This window comes from Psychrobacter sp. 1Y6, assembly GCF_052258385.2.
Lineage (GTDB): Bacteria > Pseudomonadota > Gammaproteobacteria > Pseudomonadales > Moraxellaceae > Psychrobacter.
This window is the reverse complement of the sequence record NZ_JBQQEW020000001.1, coordinates 781228-801561: the sequence shown is the minus strand read 5'-3', so window position 1 is coordinate 801561 and position 20334 is coordinate 781228. Positions and strand designations below refer to the sequence as shown.

At 41.6% G+C, this 20334-nt stretch carries 19 protein-coding genes and 1 tRNA gene; 5 read left to right on the top strand and 15 right to left on the bottom strand.

The features are described from left to right. Positions 1-309 precede the first annotated feature (309 nt). The 4 genes from pyrC to ACTXGF_RS17020 all read left to right on the top strand — a co-directional run bounded on the left by pyrC (position 310) and on the right by ACTXGF_RS17020 (position 2937). A complete protein-coding gene (gene pyrC / locus ACTXGF_RS17035) occupies positions 310-1380 on the top strand; it encodes a dihydroorotase (protein WP_443534383.1) in 1071 nt (356 codons plus the stop codon). 291 nt (positions 1381-1671) lie between these two features. Beyond that, entirely contained in the window at positions 1672-2331 is a 660-nt protein-coding gene (rnt, locus tag ACTXGF_RS17030; protein ID WP_101206451.1) for a ribonuclease T, read from the top strand. Positions 2332-2611: 280 nt separating this feature from the next. Further along, positions 2612-2809 (top strand): hypothetical protein, encoded by a 198-nt coding sequence (locus ACTXGF_RS17025; RefSeq protein ID WP_134292217.1) that lies wholly within the window; start codon positions 2612-2614, stop codon positions 2807-2809. A 52-nt stretch (positions 2810-2861) separates the two neighbouring features. Beyond that, positions 2862-2937 (top strand) — tRNA-Glu (locus ACTXGF_RS17020). 242 nt (positions 2938-3179) lie between these two features. On the opposite strand, the gene ACTXGF_RS17015 is transcribed toward ACTXGF_RS17020, so the two are convergent. From ACTXGF_RS17015 to ACTXGF_RS16965, 11 genes are all read right to left on the bottom strand, one after another. Then, positions 3180-3788 carry a BLUF domain-containing protein gene (locus tag ACTXGF_RS17015; protein WP_201608401.1) on the bottom strand — a complete coding sequence of 203 codons (609 nt, stop codon included), beginning with the start codon at positions 3786-3788 and terminating at the stop codon, positions 3180-3182. Positions 3789-4203: 415 nt separating this feature from the next. After that, entirely contained in the window at positions 4204-4932 is a 729-nt protein-coding gene (ispD, locus tag ACTXGF_RS17010; RefSeq protein WP_443534385.1) for a 2-C-methyl-D-erythritol 4-phosphate cytidylyltransferase, read from the bottom strand. A 170-nt stretch (positions 4933-5102) separates the two neighbouring features. Continuing rightward, positions 5103-5408 (bottom strand): FtsB family cell division protein, encoded by a 306-nt coding sequence (locus tag ACTXGF_RS17005; RefSeq protein ID WP_191114054.1) that lies wholly within the window; start codon positions 5406-5408, stop codon positions 5103-5105. A 166-nt stretch (positions 5409-5574) separates the two neighbouring features. Then, positions 5575-6891 (bottom strand): phosphopyruvate hydratase, encoded by a 1317-nt coding sequence (gene eno / locus ACTXGF_RS17000; protein ID WP_443534388.1) that lies wholly within the window; start codon positions 6889-6891, stop codon positions 5575-5577. Positions 6892-7214: 323 nt separating this feature from the next. Next, positions 7215-9575 carry a heavy metal translocating P-type ATPase gene (locus tag ACTXGF_RS16995; protein WP_443534389.1) on the bottom strand — a complete coding sequence of 787 codons (2361 nt, stop codon included), beginning with the start codon at positions 9573-9575 and terminating at the stop codon, positions 7215-7217. Positions 9576-9811: 236 nt separating this feature from the next. Further along, the gene (locus ACTXGF_RS16990; protein WP_201578727.1) at positions 9812-10036 is read right to left on the bottom strand and encodes a heavy-metal-associated domain-containing protein; all 225 of its coding nucleotides are present in this window, start codon (positions 10034-10036) and stop codon (positions 9812-9814) included. Between the two features lie 257 nt (positions 10037-10293). Then, the gene (locus ACTXGF_RS16985; RefSeq protein ID WP_443534391.1) at positions 10294-10548 is read right to left on the bottom strand and encodes a heavy-metal-associated domain-containing protein; all 255 of its coding nucleotides are present in this window, start codon (positions 10546-10548) and stop codon (positions 10294-10296) included. Between the two features lie 27 nt (positions 10549-10575). Further along, positions 10576-11451, bottom strand: a complete 876-nt coding sequence (gene kdsA / locus ACTXGF_RS16980; protein WP_201571001.1) for a 3-deoxy-8-phosphooctulonate synthase — start codon at positions 11449-11451, stop codon at positions 10576-10578. Between the two features lie 215 nt (positions 11452-11666). Continuing rightward, complete coding sequence (gene pyrG / locus ACTXGF_RS16975; protein WP_191114059.1) at positions 11667-13301, bottom strand: CTP synthase; 1635 nt, start codon at positions 13299-13301, stop codon at positions 11667-11669. Between the two features lie 192 nt (positions 13302-13493). After that, positions 13494-14570 (bottom strand): porin, encoded by a 1077-nt coding sequence (locus ACTXGF_RS16970; RefSeq protein ID WP_443534394.1) that lies wholly within the window; start codon positions 14568-14570, stop codon positions 13494-13496. Between the two features lie 610 nt (positions 14571-15180). Beyond that, positions 15181-17379 carry a malate synthase G gene (locus tag ACTXGF_RS16965; protein ID WP_443534396.1) on the bottom strand — a complete coding sequence of 733 codons (2199 nt, stop codon included), beginning with the start codon at positions 17377-17379 and terminating at the stop codon, positions 15181-15183. A 550-nt stretch (positions 17380-17929) separates the two neighbouring features. Between ACTXGF_RS16965 and ACTXGF_RS16960 the strand changes: the two genes are divergently transcribed. Beyond that, positions 17930-18727 (top strand): MiaE family protein, encoded by a 798-nt coding sequence (locus tag ACTXGF_RS16960; RefSeq protein ID WP_443534398.1) that lies wholly within the window; start codon positions 17930-17932, stop codon positions 18725-18727. A 177-nt stretch (positions 18728-18904) separates the two neighbouring features. Here the strand turns inward: ACTXGF_RS16960 and ACTXGF_RS16955 are convergent, their stop codons facing one another. The 4 genes from ACTXGF_RS16955 to ACTXGF_RS16940 all read right to left on the bottom strand — a co-directional run bounded on the left by ACTXGF_RS16955 (position 18905) and on the right by ACTXGF_RS16940 (position 20063). Next, positions 18905-19105, bottom strand: coding sequence for a hypothetical protein (locus ACTXGF_RS16955; RefSeq protein WP_443534399.1), 201 nt, complete (start codon positions 19103-19105; stop codon positions 18905-18907). A 72-nt stretch (positions 19106-19177) separates the two neighbouring features. After that, a complete protein-coding gene (locus tag ACTXGF_RS16950) occupies positions 19178-19504 on the bottom strand; it encodes a hypothetical protein (RefSeq protein ID WP_443534400.1) in 327 nt (108 codons plus the stop codon). Positions 19505-19571: 67 nt separating this feature from the next. After that, the gene (locus ACTXGF_RS16945; RefSeq protein WP_341610144.1) at positions 19572-19829 is read right to left on the bottom strand and encodes a hypothetical protein; all 258 of its coding nucleotides are present in this window, start codon (positions 19827-19829) and stop codon (positions 19572-19574) included. Between the two features lie 63 nt (positions 19830-19892). Continuing rightward, positions 19893-20063, bottom strand: a complete 171-nt coding sequence (locus tag ACTXGF_RS16940; protein WP_443534402.1) for a hypothetical protein — start codon at positions 20061-20063, stop codon at positions 19893-19895. Positions 20064-20334 lie beyond the last annotated feature (271 nt).

Here is a 20334-nt window from a genome sequence, read left to right as displayed (position 1 = left end):
TTTAGAAAAGGCGACGATCAAATCGAAAGCAAGTCGAACGATAATTACCTGCTCAGTGTACATCATATTTACTATGGGCAAAAGTCTAACTGCCACAAGGCGTGCGCTTTTGACTTAAATTCTAGTCAACCTCATTTTTGCCACCAGCATTTAAACCTCATTTAAAGATAAGACATTCATCTTAGCTCGATGAATTATGTACAGATATCTAGCCTTATATTTAGTCAAGTGGGCAAATCTGTTATGATAGACCCACAGTATTACTCCCTTTTGTTTCCTTTATTTGACGATATAGAGCGCTTTGACACTATGACTGATTCGATTAGAGAATTGACCATCCTTCAGCCAGATGACTGGCATATTCATTTGCGTGACGATCTCGCCTTGAGCACGACCGTACCTCATGCAGCAAGCAGCTTTAACCGTGTCATCTGTATGCCTAACCTTGTGCCTCCCGTCAAAAACGCGCAAGATGCGATTGCCTACCGCGCCCGTATCATGGAGCAATTAGCAGCTAGTGATTTAAGTCTTGAGCGCCAGTCAGCTTTTGATCCGCGTATGACTCTATATTTAACGGATAATACCACTGCTCAAGATATCGAGTTGGCAGCGCAGTCAGGTATCGTACAGGCAGTCAAACTCTACCCTGCTGGAGCAACTACCAACTCCGCAGACGGCGTCACCAACATCAATGCCTGCGTCGATGTCTTTGAAGCACTAGAAAAGCACAACCTGCCATTGCTAATTCATGGTGAAGTGACCCAAGACCATATAGATATCTTTGATCGCGAAAAGCGTTTCTTAGATGAAGTACTGGCACAAATTATCGTAAAATTCCCTACATTGAAAATAGTAGTAGAGCATATAACTACTAGCGATGCGGCAGATTTTGTATTGTCACAAGGTAACCATGTTGCTGCGACTATCACGCCGCAGCATTTAATGTTTAACCGCAATCATCTCTTGGTTGGTGGTATCAAACCACATTTTTATTGCTTACCCATTTTGAAGCGTGAAAGCCATCAAAAAGTGCTATTAGATGTAGCTACTAGTGGTAATCCAAAGTTTTTCTTAGGTACTGACTCTGCACCGCATGCGACAGACAAAAAAGAAGCCGCTTGTGGCTGTGCAGGTTGCTATAGTGCAGCCACGGCGCTGCCTTTGTATGCGACCGCCTTTGATAGTGTTGGAAAAATAGACAAGCTGGAGGGTTTTGCCAGTCGTTTTGGTGCCCAGTTCTACGGCTTACCTCTAAATGAAAGCACGATCACGCTTGTCAACACGCCTATGCAAGTACCGACTGACTATCCTTATTTTGACGGCGCATCATTGACGCCCCTAATGGCAGGTGAGACGCTACCCTGGTCAATTAAGGCTTAACGCCCGCAAAGCTTAGCATCCAATAAATGACCTATTATTTTATCCTATGATATTGATGATACCTTTGTAGTAGATTTTTTTGTACTAAAGGTGCAGTTAGTATCATAGGATGCTTATTTCTTATTCAATATATTAGTACGACTGATAAAAGTGATTTAACTTTATATGACCAATCAAAACATAGCGACCTTGCCTGACGAAGACTTATCACACCCTAAATCGGCCAGTCTTGATGCTACTCTAAATACTTCTCCTAAAGATGCAGCCTCAGCGACAGATGAGCAAGCGCCTATGGCCTTAAAAGACCGCTTTCGCAAGTTCTTGCCTGTCGTCGTCGACGTGGAAACAGCAGGCTTCAACGCCCAGACCGATGCCCTGTTAGAAATTGCCTGTATCCCTGTCTTACTGAATGAGCAAGGTGTATTTTATCCAGGTGAAGCTTTTAACGCTCATATCGAGCCTTTTGAAGGCGCAAACTTAGAGCCAAGTGCGCTTGCCTTTACCGGTATTGACCCTAAAAACCCAATGCGCAAAGCCATTGCTGAAGATGAAAAAACAGCATTGCGCCGCATATTTAAAGGGTTAAAAGACGTACGCCGTGACGAAGAATGCCGTCAATGTGTCTTAATTGGGCACAATGCCCATTTTGACTTGGCTTTTTTAAATGCAGCTGTGCTACGAACCAATAGTAAAAACCACAATCCATTTCATAACTTTTCAGTATTTGATACCGTCACCTTATCAGCATTGGCATTTGGTCAAACTGTCTTAGCACGTGCTTGTAAAGCAGCAGGGTTAGAGTTTGATGGTAAGAATGCTCACTCAGCTCTGTATGACACTCAAAAGACTGCTGAACTATTCTGTCATATACTGAATAACTACCCTATGTTAGCCAATGCGCTGCATAATGAAGACGCGAAAGAAGAGTCAGCAGATAGCGACAGTCAATAAGTCACATATCCTATATTGCCAATCATACATAATAGTGCTATTTGTAATACTTGATGACTTTGACATCTTGATTTTGCAATCAATAGGGATATGATTGATATCATAATAAATAGACGGAACTATTTATTGATTACAGATGTGGTTGTTTTATTCGATATGAATAACGGTCTGATGATAAAATATCACTCTTAAGCGATGTAGTTATATCCTATAGATGGTTTAAGTTGCTCACACTGTCTTGATAGTAAGTATTATCAAGATTAATAGGAGGGACTTTATTATGGATCCACAGCTCAAGTTATGGGGTACCATTCTCGGTTATATGCTGCTTGCATTGACGATTAGCGCCTGTACTTCTTTATGGATTCGCTATCATTTAAAGCGAAATGACCTACATCCTCGTCGCGCAATTAAAAAAAGATATTTAATTTTAAAAAGACGTAGAAAAAGGCTTGACAGGAAGCGCCGACGCTATTAAAATACGCACCACTTCAGCATAAATGGTGAAAGCAGTTGAAGTGTTGTTACTAGTCCCCATCGTCTAGAGGCCTAGGACACCGCCCTTTCACGGCGGTAACGGGGGTTCGAATCCCCCTGGGGACGCCACTATTTGGCGTCACTTGTTAGCACTATTGCTTAGCATTAGATTAGACTAACAAGCGTACCACCAAAAACCCAGTTCATAATAAATTATGAACTGGGTTTTTTTATGTCTCTCATTAAAAGCCAACTTATTCTTTTAAATAAAAAAGCCAGCATCAATTGAATGCTGGCTTTTTCTATTTGGTTGTCTTATTAATTATAAAATATAGCTAGGCTCAATGGGCAACTTTATTCATATCTATCGATTACAGCAGCAACCATAGCAACGTAGCAACTATCATCAATCCCAATATCGTCTGGATTAAAAAGAACGCCTGATGCTGCCCTACAACTTTACTTAAAGTCACCCCTAACGTGCTGTATTTGACAGGAGGCGTATCAACGTTACCTGTTCTCGTTTGCTCTTCATAGTAGCCCTGCAACACGTCCAAGAACTTCTGCCACTCATTAGAATCCCACTCATACGGCTTGAATGGCATTAACTTTTTAAGCTCAGGCTCTTTAGTCATCCAACGCTCAAGGGTAATCGAACGTAATGACCAACTGGCAAAACGACGTTTGGTAATTTCAGAAAAATCTAGAATCTTTAATTCTTTATGTCGATCATCTACCAACAAACGATTTTTTAGGTTGGTTAGTGCCTGCTCTGATCCCTCAACACACTGTAAAAAGTAGCCATTGCCATAGCAAAGAATACCGGTGACATTATCTATTTGATTGCGTTCAACCGCGGTCTCTGAGATATCATTAAGCGTGCTAGGACTTGAAAGACCAGTAGAGGTAATCCGGCTTATATATACAAGCTGGCAGAGATCTGTCGTTACTGGATTTGTTGAATCGTTGATTGTTGACAATCAGCTTCTCCCTATTATCAGGTAAATGTCGCTAAAACAATCATACTAACTTCAGAAAAAATATAGAGACAACATAACTAAGCGTAATGAATCGGTCTGATATATTATTGATTTTATAAGTTTTTATATTAATTGTATTAAGTTAGTTACATCATAGGTTAGTTTGGTCATTAAAGCAACCTATTACTGGATATAGGCCCGCTCAGACACAAAAAACATATGTAATAACCATATTATATTCCAAAGTAGATTATATATATTCTTGGTATAGGCTTTAGTAATAGTTAATTTTTTAGAATAGTACAGAAAAGTATAACGAGGATATAGTGGCTACTGAAGTCATAATACTTATCATGACCATTATTAAGCATAAAAGGAGTAAAACTGATGCTCGTTAACAGAAGTAGGATTGAGGCTAAGACTGAAGCCCCATAATCGCTGTTAACAGTACCGCATCATCAGGATAGGTCAGTTTTATATTCTGGCGACTACCAGAGACTAAGCGTATTGGTAAACCTAGTTGTTCAAAAGCACTGGCTTCATCTGTGATGCTTAGCTGATGTTCAAACACATGATTTAGGACTTTTCTTAATTGACCTAAGCGGAATACTTGCGGGGTTTGTGCTTGCCACATGTTGCTACGATCAATGGTAGATTTGGTATAAGAATGTGGACGACTTTCTTCTGCGGAGATAGCTGGCTGATAGGAAGCTTTTAACGTATCGGCCACTGGTGTCGCTAGAATAGCGCCGTAAGGCTCCAGCATCGCTGCTTCAATCACTTGATCGATATCTACATTCGGTACAGCGGGACGTGCTGCATCGTGAATAAGCACCAAATCTGAATCATCAGCACCTGTCTGACTAATTGCTTCAACGCCTGCTTGTACTGACTGCCAACGCTCTGCTCCGCCGACTGCATATCGTACAGGAAGTGCAAACTCTAATTGTTGAGCCGTGCTGTCATCGGCTGATATGACCAATAGACACTTATCAATGTAATCGCTATAAGCAAGTCGTGCCACGCTATGCTGCAATAGCGTCTGACCTTCTAGCATTGTATATTGCTTGGCAATAGACGCACCAAAACGGCTGCCGCGACCAGCTGCGACGATCATAGCATGTATATTAGGGGTTGTATTCATAGTAGTGTACTCATGGTTTGAGCCCATGACAGTATATGTAAAGAGGAATAAAGCAGGTGTTAAGTGTGATGAATGGTGTCAGATAACAACATTATGATGCTGCATCATGAAAATTAATTCATGTCGTAAAAATTAGTGTATTCGTTAAAGCTAGTGTATTTATAAAGCTACTAGTTGCTGTGCGTGGTTGGTGCGGTGGATACTTGGACAAAAGTCTCATTGGGTTTGATTAAACCTAAATCTAAGCGAGCATGCTCTTCTACGGCCTCAAGTCCCGTTTTTAAATCTTGAACATCGGTGCGTAGTAAGTTGTTTGCTGCAACTTGATTGTCATTCAAGCGTTGTTGCTCTTCGATTTGAGCTGTCAACTTATTATGCTCAAATCGGCCATTTTCACCCAACCAATACTGATATTGCAGTCCTAAAAGCACTGCAACGGCTAAAGCAAGTAGTATAAATTGGCTAAAATATTTCATAAGGTGATAACGCCAAACGGTATAAAAGAGGATAGTAAATTTTAAGCTGATTAGGCGATATACAAATGATTATATATCGCCTAAATATTGACTTCAGCTGATGAGTTTAGGCTTTTTAGCGTATATTACTTAACGTATATTATACGCCAAAGAGCCAGTCAAACTCTTAACCACGTAGACCGATAAACTCTTTACGGCCACGATAGCTTGCGCGTACTTGCTGCTCGATACGTAGCAATTGATTATACTTCGCTACACGGTCTGAACGGCAGAGTGAGCCAGTTTTGATCTGGCCAGCCGCTGTACCAACTGCCAAATCTGCAATGGTGCTGTCTTCAGTTTCACCTGAACGATGCGAAATGATGGTTGCATAGCCATTTTTCTTAGCCATATAAATCGCATCTAGTGTTTCTGACAAAGTGCCAATTTGGTTGAATTTAATCAAAATAGCATTGGCAATGTGCTTATCAATACCTTCTTGCAAGATCGCAGGATTGGTCACAAACAAATCATCACCAACCAATTGAACTTTATCGCCAATCTGCTCGGTCAAATATTTCCAGCCATCCCAATCTGACTCATCAAGACCATCTTCGATAGAGATAATAGGATACTGACGTGCCAGCCCAACTAGGTAGTCTGAGAACCCTTGGCTATCAAAGGCTTTATTACCTTCGCCTGCCAAAACGTATTGACCGTTTTTGTAAAACTCACTAGCTGCACAATCTAGCGCAAGATGAATATCTTCACCAGCTTTGTAGCCGACTTGTTCAATCGCTTGCATGATAACCGTAATGGCTTCTTCGTTGCTACGCAGGTTCGGTGCAAAACCACCTTCGTCACCAACGGCAGTGTTGAGACCCTGTGATTTTAATACAGACTTTAAGCTATGAAAAATCTCTGTACCAGCACGCAGCGCTTCTGAAAAGCTAGTGAAGCCCACAGGCTCAATCATAAACTCTTGGATATCAACTGTGTTGTCCGCGTGCTCACCACCGTTCAAGATGTTCATCATCGGCACAGGCATGGTCAACGACGTTTGATTACGTAGATTGGCAATGTATTGATGTAATGGCAAATTCTGTGACTTGGCTGCCGCTTTGGCCGTAGCAAGTGACACAGCTAGCATGGCATTAGCACCCAAGCTTTCTTTGTTTTCTGTACCATCTAGCGCAATCATGGCATCATCAATGGCCTGTTGCTCAGTCACATCTTTGTCAATCAAGGCACTGCGGATTTGACTATTGACATTAGAAACGGCTTTTTTGACGCCTTTACCCATAAAGCGGGTTTTGTCGCCATCACGTAGCTCAAGCGCTTCACGTGAGCCTGTTGATGCGCCACTTGGAGCAGCAGCACGGCCGACAGTACCGTCAGCTAAAATGACATCGGCTTCGATAGTTGGGTTACCGCGCGAGTCTAAAATTTCACGAGCGCGAATGTCTTTAATTGCGGTGACGTTGTTGGTTTCTTCAGCGTACATAATGTCTGTTAATTCCTTTGGTCATGCCAAGTTTGTGAGATAAATAACGGCAGCTAGCATACAAAAAAGATAAAGCAAAATATCATATAGCGCGTAACCCTAAAAACCCTTTATACCTTTCTATCTTGCGGCTATCGTTGCCTAGCAATTAGAGGGGTATCAAGTAGATTAATAGTCGGCTATAGTGCTTGGCATCATAGCATATATTTTACCAAACTTCCCTTATCTTACACCGACTTGCCGTCATAAAAACAATCTTAGAGATACATATATGCGATGGCTATCTGTTTTATATTTATAGAAGCATTTAGCAAATATGATAGCTATCCTTTTGCTAAATGCTTTTTATCTGTATGAGAGGTAGATATCGTATTATCTAGCTCAACCTCTGTCTTAAACCGTGTCAATCGTAGTGCATTCATAAGTACTGAGATGGAGCTAAGTGCCATAGCAGCGGCAGCAATCATCGGATTCAAAAACCCAAACGCAGCAAGCGGAATACAAAGACAGTTGTAAATAAAGGCAAAAAACAGATTTTGCTTGATATTGCGTAGCGTTGCTTGAGCGATTTTTTGTGCCGCATCGATATGCATGAGCGACTCACCCATTAGCCGTGCAGAGGCACTATGCTGAGCGACATCAGTTCCCTCAAACATCGCAAAGCTGGCATCGGCAGTAGCCATCGCTGGCGCATCGTTGACGCCGTCTCCTGCCATCGCTACCTTATGACCAGCAGTTTGCAATAGTGCAATTTGACTGGCCTTGTCACGTGGGCTCATCTTGCCATAAGCCTTATCAATACCCAACTGCCCTGCTACATGATCGACGACGGACTGCTTATCACCACTCATCAGAATCACATTAATACCCGCATCTTGTAGTGCAGCGATTGCTTGCGGCGTATCTGCCTTTAAGTCATCGGCTAGTGCAAACGCACCTAGTGGCTCATCATTGATACTAATCGCAACAGTGCTCGCAATTTGCCATACTTTTGGCATCAGTTTAGGCAGCGTCAAGTTCGCAAACTCTGCTGTCCCAACTTTTATCAGCCCAAGCCCTTCGATATTTGCTTGTATACCAGCGCCTTTTATCACACTGATATCGTTCACATTAAATAGAGACAGTTGATGTTCTTTAGCCGTATTGACGAGGGCAGTTGCTAATGGATGACTGGCGTGCGCTTCGACACTGGCCGCAATCTGCAATACATCGTCCACAGCAAGCGACTTATCCACCATGACATGATCGACGATAGTAGGCTTGCCAATGGTCAATGTGCCTGTTTTATCAAGCACTACCGTATCGATATTACCTGCTGCCTCAAGACTTTGCGCATCCTTAAACCAAACACCATGACGTGCAGCAATGCCCATACCAGCCATGATCGCCGCTGGCGTGGCCAAACCAAGCGCACAAGGACAAGCAATGACCAATACCGATACCGCGTGCATTAGTGCAGTATCAACCATACCTGTTAGCCACCATGTGACGACAAAAGTAATCAATGCAATCGTAACTACCACGGGAACAAAAATAGCCGTTACTCGATCCGCGAGACGCGCTAGATTGGCTTTTGAGCCTTGTGCATCACTCAACGCTTGTACCATATCACCAAGCTTAGTATCACTACCCTTGGCACTCACACGATAGAGCAGACTGCCATTCTCTACCAAAGCGCCTGCCAGCAATCCATCACCTTGTTCTTTTTTGAGAGCTACCGACTCGCCAGTTAAATGACTCTCCACGCACCAACCGCTGCCTTCTATGACGGTACCATCTGTAGCGACGCGGCTGCCTTGCTTTGCACGTAGGATGTCACCTACTTGTACATCAGACAACGCAATATTATGAAATTCACCATTTGGCTGCTGCTGCTCTACTTCATCAGGTGTCAATGACAATAATAAATCAATACTGTTTAGGCTGTGCTTCTTGGTACGTTCCTCAAGATATTTACCTGTACGTACAAAGGCAATGACCATCACCCCTGCTTCAAAATATACGGCTGGGCTGTTACCAGCACCGTGTCCGCCCAGATGCCCACTTTGCAATAGACTGTTTAAAGTACCATCGCCGTGCGTGAGCCATAGATAAGTCGAATATGCCCATATCGTCACGGTACCAATGACCACCAGTACATCCATATTGGCAAGGCCACCTTTTATAGATGCCCATGCGCTCTTATAAAACGGTAGCGCCAAGCCAAACTGTACTATGGTCGCTAAAATAAATTGCACCCAGACTGGCGGCATCCACGCCATACCAGAACCCGTCAACATACCTGCCATACCCACTAAAAATGGCACCAAACAAACCCATAATCCGATCAAACGCCATGGGTATTGAGTGGCGGTATCTTCGTCAGTCTGAGCAAATAAGCTATCGGCTGCCTGCACATTGGCCACAAAGCCTGTTTTATTTACCCACTCTGTCACCTGTTCAGGCGTCGTTTGGGTCGGATCATAATCAACATTGGCGGTCTCGCCAGCAAAACTCACACTTACCTCGTACACCGAAGGCTTTTTGCTAAGCACCTTCTCAATCCTTGAAGCGCAGGCCTGACAAGTCATGCCATCAATCGCTAATTGTAAATGCGCGCGTTGCGGTGTCAGTGGCGTGTTGGACTCAACATCAGTTTCGACATCATAAGACTCATCTTTGGTAGTACGGGTGGTATCGTTCATAAATAAAACTCGTCATGGTGCCTATAAATTTGTAGGAACCACGATAAAATATCAGTGGGTTGATAAAAAATTCAAATAAAGTAATTGGGTAACATCGTATTCAGTATGAGTGTTTTAGACAAAGTAGCAATTTATCAAAGTATCGAGACTGAATACTCGTAATCGTTAATCATTAAAAAACCAGCTATCATGCTTGTAATAACATGTTAGCTGGTTTTTTACATAGAAGATGAGATTTATGAGTTAGCAACTGTCGCCTCAAATCCAGCATCGTCAATAACTGAAGCAATAGCCTCTGCACTGGTTTTGCTATCATCAAAGGTTATCGTCGCTAGGTTATCAGCTAGGTCAACGGTAATAGTTTCTAATCCATCAATATCAGCTGTTGCTGTATGTACGCTTGCTACGCATCCGCCACAAGTCATACCGTCAATTTTAATAATACGTGTTTGATCTGCCATATTGGGCTCCTTATTTTTATTAGTAATGAGCAACTCTAATAGTGATTCTGTTAATGCTTACTTTGATATTTTTTAAGTTATCAAAGTAAGAGCAACTATCAAAGCTACATTAAATAAGCATAAGCCCTATTATCCTCGACAACAAGACCGTTTGGTTGTTGCTTTATTAACGAGATGCTATTAACGAAACAGGAACTTATTAATAAACACGTAAAAGAGCTCATCGACAAGTTTATAACAATAGCTATTTGTATCGTCTAGTCGTCATGTTGCGGGTTCTGCGGTGAATCAATCGGAAATGGCTGAGTCACATAGTCCACCATACTAATCGCTGCTGTTAAGGCATGGATACTAGTATCTGTATCATCATAGCTCACCGTTGCGACATTGTGCTTAGGATCCAAATTAATAGCCGTCACGCCTGAGATGTTTTTGAGAGCGGTCATCACACTATCTAAGCCCTCTGCATCATCGATATTTTCGATGCTTACTTGCGCCATCTGAATTGCCATTGTATAGCCCTCTTATCGCGTACCGTATTAATGAGTATCCAATACTTCAAAACCTTTGACCAAATCATCAATTTGCTTAAGCTGACGTAAGAACGGCTCTAGTTGGCTCATACGCAGCGCACATGGACCATCACATTTTGCAGTTTCTGGGTTTGGATGCGCTTCTAAAAATAACCCTGCCAACCCTGTAGCCATACCTGCACGGGCAAGCGTTGTAATCTGCTCACGACGTCCACCAGCACTATCACTACGTGCACCTGGCTGTTGTAAGCTATGCGTCACGTCAAAGAATACAGGGATATCCATCTGCTTCATGGTATCAAAACCAAGCATATCCACGACCAGATTATTATAGCCAAAGGCACTACCACGCTCACAAAGTATCAATTTATCATTACCACCTTCTAGGCACTTATTAACGATATGACGCATCTCGTGAGGAGCCAAAAACTGCGCCTTTTTGATATTGATAATGGCATCTGTTTTTGCCATCGCATGTACTAGATCTGTCTGACGCGACAAAAATGCAGGTAGCTGAATAATATCGGCCACTTCAGCGACTGGTGCTGCTTGATGTGGCTCATGCACATCAGTGATAATCGGTACTTGGAATTTTTCTTTGATCTGACCTAGCCAATCGATACCCTGCTCTAAACCAGGCCCACGATACGAATGCAGACTTGAGCGATTGGCTTTATCAAAGCTCGCTTTAAAAACATAGCCGATACCCAAGCGCTGGCAAATATCAACATACTGCTCAGCAATCTCAAATGCCAATTCTTTAGACTCTAAAACATTCATACCACCGAACAGTACAAAAGGCTGGTCGTTACCAATTTTAATCGTATCGTTGTTAGGAGTGTTAAGCGTGATATGTGATTGTGCGGTCAATAAGTTTTCCATGAAGCCATTACCTCTTATTTTGTTATTAATATGTCTATCACATATTGTAACCGATAGGCTGATTAAAAAAAGTATGCAAGCGTAATTAGACCCTATTAATGAGGATGTTGACTCTTTAATAATGTCCAGCAGTTTGAATTAAGCAAAAAAAAGACCAATCCGGAGATCAGTCTTTTTTATAGTAAACGCTTTCACTTTGCACTATGTTGTAAGAACTACTTTTTTTCGCTATGGTTCTTAGCGGCTTTTACAAAGCTATTAAACAGTGGATGACCACCACGTGGTGAGCTAGTGAACTCAGGATGGAACTGCACAGCGACAAACCATGGATGCTCAGAAATCTCAACCGACTCTACCAAATGCTGCTTGGCAGAATAACCAGAAATGGTCATACCTGCTTGCTCTAACGGCTCGATATAACGGTTATTCATCTCATAGCGATGGCGATGACGCTCAGTGATATTGCTCGCACCGTAAATTTGGCTTAGCTTACTACCAGAAACTAGCTCTGCTTGCTGTGCGCCTAGACGCATCGTGCCACCAAGGTCTGAATCATCACTACGAATCTGTAGCTCGCCGCGCTCATCTAACCATTCAGTGATCAGACCAATGATAGGCTCAGCTGTCTTACGATCAAACTCAGAAGAGTTGGCGTTAATATTAAGTACGTTACGTGCATACTCAATCACAGCCAACTGCATACCAAGACAAATGCCTAAATACGGAACGTTGTTTTCACGAGCATAAGTGATGGCTTTTATCTTGCCCATCGTACCGCGCTCACCGAAACCGCCTGGTACTAAGATAGCATCAGCATCGTTTAGCTGAGCAAGCAAAGTATCATCATCTTCTAAACGTTCAGCATCAATGTAGTCAATCTTCACGTCTACTTTATGCGTGATACCAGCATGTAGCAATGCTTCGTTGATAGACTTATAAGCATCTGGAAGCTCAACATATTTGCCAACCATCGCAACTGTCACTGTCCCTTCTGGATTCAACTGTGCTTCAACCACTTTATCCCAATCGCTCAAATCAGCTTCAGGCACATCAAGACCGAAACGCTCACAGATTAGATCATCAAGATCCTGCTCGTGCAATGTACGCGGTATCTGATAGATACTCTGTGCATCTTCACACATAATGACTGCACGCTCTTCAACGTTGGTAAATAGCGCAATCTTGCGACGGTTGTCTTGCGAGATATGATGGTCAGAGCGGCAGATTAGGATATCAGGCTGTAGGCCAATAGAGCGTAGCTCTTTTACTGAATGCTGCGTTGGCTTAGTTTTGGTCTCACCCGCGCTAGCAATATAAGGTACCAAAGTAAGATGCATTAGCATGGCTCTATTACGGCCAAGCTCCACTTGCATCTGACGTACGGCTTCCATAAACGGAAGCGATTCGATATCACCAACAGTACCGCCAATTTCGATAATAGCGATATCATACCCTTCGCCACTGGCAAGGATTTTGTTTTTAATTTCATCAGTAATATGCGGAATAACCTGTACAGTACCGCCTAGATACTCACCACGGCGTTCTTTATTCAACACATTCTGATAAATACGGCCACTGGTGAAGTTATTACTTTTACTCATTTTTGAGTGACGCAAGAAGCGCTCGTAATAACCCAAATCTAGATCGGTCTCTGCGCCGTCTTCAGTGACGAATACTTCACCATGCTGAAACGGGCTCATCGTACCTGGATCAACGTTAATATACGGATCCATTTTGGTCATCGTGACAGTCACGCCACGTGCTTCTAAGACCGCTGCAAGAGAAGCTGCGGTGATACCTTTTCCTAGTGAGGACACTACCCCACCGGTCACGAATATAAACTTGGTCATAGTACTCTGTCGGTAATTGGTAAAGAAGGATTTTACTAAAAATACGCCATAAAATATAGGGCAAAAATGCAAACTGTCTGAAACTCTTATGTTTTCGTGCTAGTAGCAAACATTTTTCTATTATTAAAACGCTACGCAACAAAAAACTCACCCCGAAGGATGAGTTTTTATGAAATCAGATTCTAGTTGTTACTAGAATAAGTATTCTAGACCAGTACCAACTACGACTACTTGCGCATCACCGTTTGACGTTGCGAATATATCTTCGTTAGTAATAGGATCTTGATTACCAGTATTATATGTATATCCAACATTATCAGCATTGTTTACGCCAGCATAGGCATGAGCAATGATATTGTCTTTGAAGAAGTATTTACCACCAACAACGATTTGGTCTGAATCAACGTTGTTAAAACCGTTTAAATTGTCAGTTTTGTTGTACTGTGCATATACAGCTGCTGGACGAGCAAAGTTATTTAGACCCATCTGAGCACTAACAACTAGACCTTTCTCATCTTCATCTTGACCGTCGTAGTCGCCTACTTGGTATAGCGCGCCTAGAGTAACAGGAGCTGCCATATACTTACCTAGATCAACAGTCGCTGTACCACGGATGATTTCACCATTGATGTTTTGGTCTTTATCGTACGCAATACCAGCAGTATAGCCAGCACCTTGGTCAAACAACATTGCTACACCAAAGCCTGCGTTGTCATTACCATTTGCATCGTCAGAGCTATACATTGCAGACAATTGTAATGGTAGGCCGTCATATTTTGGTGCAGTCCAAATAACTGAACTGTTGATACGGGCACTATCCGCCATGTTTAGAGCGTTAACAACTTCGCTTTCGTTTTCAGTTTGGCCTAGGTTATCCCAGTAACCTTGGTTAACAACAACGTTGTCAATACGAGCTAGGCTTGATTGGTTTTTACCAACACGGAACTCACCGAACTGCTTGTTTACAACACCAAGATACGTATCACGGTTAGTGAAAGTAGCGTTATCACCATCGATGCTTGTGCCATACTCTAAACGATAGATAACATCAGTATTAGCAGTCATGGCTTCAGAACCTTTAAGGCCGATACGTGAAGCATGAGAGTTAATCTGTACTGTATCTTCGTCATACATATTATTACCAGCAGCATCAAAATCAGCATTTTCATAGTCAGCTGCTAAGAAAGCTTTACCGTATAGAGTTGGTGCTGCATTGGCTGCAGATACAGATAGGGCTGCGATTGCTGTAGCTAAAAGTAGTTTTTTCATGGGGTATCTCCACTTTACAATTGTAGTAATGAGCAAGCTATTATTAGCTGGCGCCCATAATGGTATCGTCACAAATCCTCAAAGATATAATGTGTAACTGGCTACCGAGATTAGTCAGAAACAAGTGTGGCGAAGTTCTATTACAGTAAGATGAAAAAAACCATGATTTACATAACTGGGATTAAAAAAGTAACTGCCATGTAATCTTTAGTTTTCATCCTTCCATTGCGTAACATCCGTTACCAAACTCATACTTCGAGTACAAGCATAACAACTTTGACATAATTTGCAACATATTTTTTTGTCTTTTCGATACATCTATTATCAAATAACAGACAATTCATTTTATTTGAACGATTGTGAAAAAACTTCTACTTACTCAACTAGATACAAATAATATTGGTTAATGTGATTACTAATATTATTAAATTTTTATAATTAACATCTAGTAATAGTCCAAAATAAAGCGCTATTTACTAAAAAATAAATAGCGCTAATTAAGAAGTTAATAATCTATTTGAGCAAATTTATCAGTTACAAACGAGCAAGACTGACTGGCATACTTGCTCACCAAATATGCTCAAATACCTGTCATATTTAGTCTATTGTTCTAAGCGTTTGCTTTAAGATCCAAACGTGCTTGATGCAACAATGGCTCAGTATAACCACTAGGCTGCTCACGTCCTTTGAAGACTAAATCACAGGCTGCTTTGAACGCGTAAGAGCTATCAAAGTTATCTGCCATTGATTGATAGTCATCATCGCCTGCATTCTGCTCATCAACGACCTTGGCCATGCGTTTCATCGTATCCATCACTTGCTGCTCACTAACCACGCCATGATGCAACCAGTTAGCAATATGTTGGCTTGAGATACGCAAAGTAGCACGATCTTCCATGAGGCCGACATCATTGATATCAGGCACCTTGGAGCAACCAACGCCTTGATTTACCCAGCGTACGACATAACCCAAGATACCTTGAGCATTATTTTCAAGCTCTTGCTGCTTCTCTTCAGCAGTCCAGTCGGTATTTTTTGCTAATGGAACGGTCAAGATGTCATCCAAGCTAGCACGCTCGCGTGATTTTAGCGTATCTTGTACATCAGCTACGCTCACTTGATGATAGTGTATGCTATGCAAGGTAGCGCCCGTTGGTGATGGTACCCATGCAGTGCTAGCGCCAGATTTAGGATGAGCAGCCTTAGTATCCATCATCTCTTTCATTTCATCAGGCTTAGCCCACATACCCTTACCTATTTGCGCATGACCTTGTAGGCCTGTCTCTAGACCGATATCGACGTTCCACTGCTCGTAAGCAGGCTGCCATGCTTGCGACTTCATTTCACCTTTTGGTACAAATGGACCTGCATTCATGCTGGTATGCATCTCATCACCAGTACGGTCTAAGAAACCTGTGTTAATAAAGATAACGCGCTCTTTGGCTTGGCGGATTGCTTCTTTTAAGTTAACCGTCATACGGCGCTCTTCGTCCATGATGCCGATTTTGAGCGTATTGCGTTCTAAACCTAATAAATCTTCTGACGCATTAAATAAGTCATTGGCCATTTTAACTTCTTCAGGGCCATGCATTTTTGGCTTAACAATATACATTGAGCCTTGACGCGAGTTTGATAGCTCGTTTTTGCCTTTGATATCATTAAGTGATAATAGTGGCGTGATTAAACCATCCATTAAGCCTTCAAATATCTGCTCTTGGCCCTCGCCCAAATCGACTAAGATTGCAGGATTCTGCATTAAGTGACCGACGTTACGAATTAATAATAACGAACGACCTGGTAAGATCAGCTTGCCACCATCTGGCGTGTTATATTCACGATCTGGGTTTTGCTTACGGGTACGCGTCTTGCCACCTTTTTCAAAGGTTTCTTGTAGGTCGCTATTCATCAAGCCAAGCCAGTTACGATAGACTTCGACTTTTTCTTCTGCATCTACCGCAGCGACTGAGTCTTCACAATCCTGAATGGCTGTCATAGCCGACTCAAGTAGTACGTCCTTGATGTTTGCTGGATCATCTTTACCCACTGGATGGTTGCTATCGATTTGAATCTCAGCATGCAAGCCGTTGTTCTTTAATAGTACTCCTGTAGGAGCTTCAGCCTCACCGACAAAGCCGACAAACTTAGCCGTATCTTTTAGATCAGTACTGCTATTACCTTGTACAACTTCTAGCTTGCCATCGACTACTTTAAAACCAGTCACATCATTGTAAGAGCCGGATGCTAGTGTGAAATGCTCATCTAAGAACGCTTTGGCGTAAGCCACAACAGCAGCACCGCGAGTAGGATTATAGCTACCACCCGCTTCTTGACCATTTTCGCTACTGATAACATCGGTGCCGTACAAAGCATCGTATAAGCTACCCCAACGCGCATTGGTCGCGTTAAGCGCATAACGAGCGTTACGAACTGGTACGACTAGCTGCGGCCCTGCGATGTGCGCAATTTCATCATCGACGTTTTTGGTATCAACCGTAAATGCTTCGCCTTCAGGTAGCAAATAACCAATTTCTTGTAGAAATGTCTTATAAGCTGGATAGTCGATTTCGCCATCTTTTGCAGGATTATCTAAGTGCCATTGGTCAATTTGCGCTTGAATCTTGTCACGAGTCGCAAGCAACGCTTTATTGCGCGGGGTAAACTCTTTAATAATCTTTTCGAAACCTGACCAATAATCGTCTGAATCCACACCGACTTTCGGTAGCACTTCGTTTTCAATAAAGTCATATAACTGCTGATCGATGGCAAGACTGCCTTTTTGAATACGATTGGTGTTAGAAGACTGGCTCATATTGTTATCCTTATCTGTTCGTGAGGGGTACTAATACTGAGTTGTGACAGTAACTGTTTAAGAGTTTTTAATCTTGTGAGGTTTAAACGTTCATATTTCATTCGTTGTGGAATCTTTGATTCTCTAATTTTTCTGAGGAGATATATCTACAAGTTTTACGTTCTAATAAAAGGTGACCTATTAATATTAGACTTACTCTTTACTAATAGTGAATCATAAAAGTAAAACGAAATGCTTAAAGAGCAAAATCTCATCCTACTATCAAATAATAAAATTAACAAGGAAACACCATTTACTAAGTAAATACTTAGGCTGTTTAATAATGATAATGTATAAGTGGCCTACTCTAGGAGCTATAATCATCATCTAGGAGTTAGATGCAGCAAAATTAATATAAACAGTAAGTAATCATTGATATCTTTAATTATGCTTAACCGTTATCTATTAATAAACAGCTATTGATGAATGTCAGTTATTTAGCATCGTATCTAGGACAGACTAACGATATAATTACTCGTATCATCATTCATAAATAAAGCTTCCTTAGACTATGACTATCAATCAACAAGACCTCGCAACATTACAATCAACAGCAAATACTATAGATAACGATAATATCGAGAAAAAATCTGTCGAAGAAAGCATCTCTCAAACTGTGAATAATAGTGCAGAAAAAGATCTAATCGAAAAAGAGCTGCCTGAAGAAGATAGCATCGATATTACGCATCTGCGCACTCCTATAAAGGTAGACCTATCTCCTGTTTATAACTTTTTAGGGGCTCGAACCACGCAATCTTGGGTAGATGCCGCGATTGAAAACCTACCTATGATTATTCAAGACCATGCTAACTGCGAAAAAAAGGCCGCTGGTACTGCGATGAATTTGATATTTCGTTATGAGTTCTCGTATGACTTGCAGCGTAAACTCGCACAGCTGATACGAGAAGAGATGCTGCACTACGAGCAAGTACTGGGTATCATGAATGAGCGCGGCCAAGAGTGGAAATATCTAAGTGCTGGACGCTACGCCAAAGGTATGTTGAAGCACAAACGCACTTACGAGCCAGCAGCGATGGTCGATGTATTGATAATTGGGGCATTTATTGAGGCGCGCTCTTGTGAGCGTTTTGCAGCGTTGGCCGAGGTCATCGATGATGAACGCTTAGCGAAGTATTATCGTTATCTACTCAAGTCAGAGAGTCGTCATTTCGAAGATTATCTTGCGCTTGCTCAAACATTATCGGACGAAAATATCGATGAGCGAGTTGATTTCTTTAAGGAAGTAGAGGCTGAATTAATAAATAGCCCAGATGCTGAGCTACGCTTTCATAGTGGTACACCTGCTTAAAGTCCACGCCTTACTTAAACCTATTACCTATATAATGTAGAAAGTAAAAATGCAGGAAGCAAAAAAGGCACCGTGTTTGATACGAGTTATATACTCTTACCAAACATAGTGCCTTTTTATCTATGTACAAATGCCTATTTATGTACAAATACTAATAGCTATTGATATAGTGAATTCTTACTTGTCATCTTCCATCAATGGACTGTCATACTGTTTGTTGTTCTTGGCGACATTATGCGGATCATGATCTTCCGTAGCCTTTTCTGCTGCGGCTGGATTTGCTTTTTGTAATGCATCATCAGGGACAATACCATTATTGTCATCTGCATCTTTTAAGCTATGATCGTTATTGACGCTTTCGTTATGTGAGTTATTCATTAATACTCCCTACTATGATAATTACTCGTCTAACCCAAGAAACACTATAGATCTGTCGAAATTTAAACCTATCTAATCTTTTTCATCAGGATTTAAAATACGGGTTTGTGCGTTATCAATGTTGGCATAACGATTTAAATCATTAATACCCTCACTCTTTGGTGCTGCACTACCGACAGTATCTTCATTAATATTATCGTCAAATGCGGTACTGCCCTCTTGGTCACGGCGATCTGGTTGGCGTGCTGGGTTGTCATTATCATTTACGTGTTCTGAGTCGACCACAGATTCATCAAAAGTATCAGTCCCTTTGTTCTCAGTAGTATTTCTTTCAATTGCACTATGATCATCAGATTCTAGTACTTCTTTCTTGTCTATTGCTGAGTCTTTGGCTTGCATTATCATATCCTCTTTTTTATATTTATAATTTTGTAGATTTAGTTAGCCCGCTGTTATCTATAGTCCTTTACTCATTACCTTTTTGGCTTAAGTCGTAGGCACTTAGTTCTGCTGCATTCTTGCCACCAGCTGGAAGATTCTCTTCTTTACGTGGATCAGCATAAACTTCGTCAGTCTCTTGTGAGTCTTGCTCAGGGCCATCAATTTCAGGCTTGTGCTTGCGCCCTGCATAGCTATTTTTAGGGTTTTCTAATTGATTAGCAGCAGGGTCATCCACGATTACTTTTTCTTCTGGATCTGTTGCTAATGGTTCTTGCATAGTCATGGCATATCCCTCGCTTTATTATTTGTTGTTATCGTATATTAGGTCGATGTTTGATGTCGTATATTACTTATCAGTACGTAAATCATCATCGATAAAAGGCGTTTGCTCTTCTTCGCTCAATGATTCAGGAGCGTCGAATTTTTTATTCTCTGCTAAGTTCTTCTCAACTTCCTGACCATTTACCTGTTCTGCAGCTTGCTTGATATCTGAATTGTCATCATTAGTAGTACTCATGGTTTATTTCCTATTTTTATGATTTTATTAAATTGTTTTGAACTTGCACCTACGCCCAAATGAGTAACCAATACTTATCAAGTAGCGTCAGAATCGATATTAATTATAGGTATGACCTTGGGTAATGCACCAGTGTACTGCCGTATCAATATGTGAATAATTGTGAGGTTGCAAGTCAGTTTGTAACTTTTGCAATTGGTAAGCACAAAAAACCAAGCACCAGTATTTACCAGTGCTTAGTCAGATAGATAATTGAATAGTTGAATATCAG

What these genes read in the sequence shown, in the direction of transcription:
- ACTXGF_RS16970 (WP_443534394.1), bottom strand. Translation starts at nt 14,570, where the DNA reads ATGAAAAAACTACTTTTAGCTACAGCAATCGCAGCCCTATCTGTATCT.
- kdsA (WP_201571001.1), bottom strand. Translation starts at nt 11,451, where the DNA reads ATGGAAAACTTATTGACCGCACAATCACATATCACGCTTAACACTCCT.
- ACTXGF_RS16940 (WP_443534402.1), bottom strand. Translation starts at nt 20,063, where the DNA reads ATGAGTACTACTAATGATGACAATTCAGATATCAAGCAAGCTGCAGAA.
- ACTXGF_RS16960 (WP_443534398.1), top strand. Translation starts at nt 17,930, where the DNA reads ATGACTATCAATCAACAAGACCTCGCAACATTACAATCAACAGCAAAT.
- eno (WP_443534388.1), bottom strand. Translation starts at nt 6,891, where the DNA reads ATGTACGCTGAAGAAACCAACAACGTCACCGCAATTAAAGACATTCGC.
- rnt (WP_101206451.1), top strand. Translation starts at nt 1,672, where the DNA reads ATGGCCTTAAAAGACCGCTTTCGCAAGTTCTTGCCTGTCGTCGTCGAC.
- ACTXGF_RS16990 (WP_201578727.1), bottom strand. Translation starts at nt 10,036, where the DNA reads ATGGCAGATCAAACACGTATTATTAAAATTGACGGTATGACTTGTGGC.
- ACTXGF_RS17025 (WP_134292217.1), top strand. Translation starts at nt 2,612, where the DNA reads ATGGATCCACAGCTCAAGTTATGGGGTACCATTCTCGGTTATATGCTG.
- ACTXGF_RS16945 (WP_341610144.1), bottom strand. Translation starts at nt 19,829, where the DNA reads ATGACTATGCAAGAACCATTAGCAACAGATCCAGAAGAAAAAGTAATC.
- pyrG (WP_191114059.1), bottom strand. Translation starts at nt 13,301, where the DNA reads ATGACCAAGTTTATATTCGTGACCGGTGGGGTAGTGTCCTCACTAGGA.
- ACTXGF_RS16995 (WP_443534389.1), bottom strand. Translation starts at nt 9,575, where the DNA reads ATGAACGATACCACCCGTACTACCAAAGATGAGTCTTATGATGTCGAA.
- ACTXGF_RS16985 (WP_443534391.1), bottom strand. Translation starts at nt 10,548, where the DNA reads ATGGCAATTCAGATGGCGCAAGTAAGCATCGAAAATATCGATGATGCA.
- ACTXGF_RS16965 (WP_443534396.1), bottom strand. Translation starts at nt 17,379, where the DNA reads ATGAGCCAGTCTTCTAACACCAATCGTATTCAAAAAGGCAGTCTTGCC.
- pyrC (WP_443534383.1), top strand. Translation starts at nt 310, where the DNA reads ATGACTGATTCGATTAGAGAATTGACCATCCTTCAGCCAGATGACTGG.
- ispD (WP_443534385.1), bottom strand. Translation starts at nt 4,932, where the DNA reads ATGAATACAACCCCTAATATACATGCTATGATCGTCGCAGCTGGTCGC.
- ACTXGF_RS16955 (WP_443534399.1), bottom strand. Translation starts at nt 19,105, where the DNA reads ATGAATAACTCACATAACGAAAGCGTCAATAACGATCATAGCTTAAAA.
- ACTXGF_RS17005 (WP_191114054.1), bottom strand. Translation starts at nt 5,408, where the DNA reads ATGAAATATTTTAGCCAATTTATACTACTTGCTTTAGCCGTTGCAGTG.
- ACTXGF_RS16950 (WP_443534400.1), bottom strand. Translation starts at nt 19,504, where the DNA reads ATGCAAGCCAAAGACTCAGCAATAGACAAGAAAGAAGTACTAGAATCT.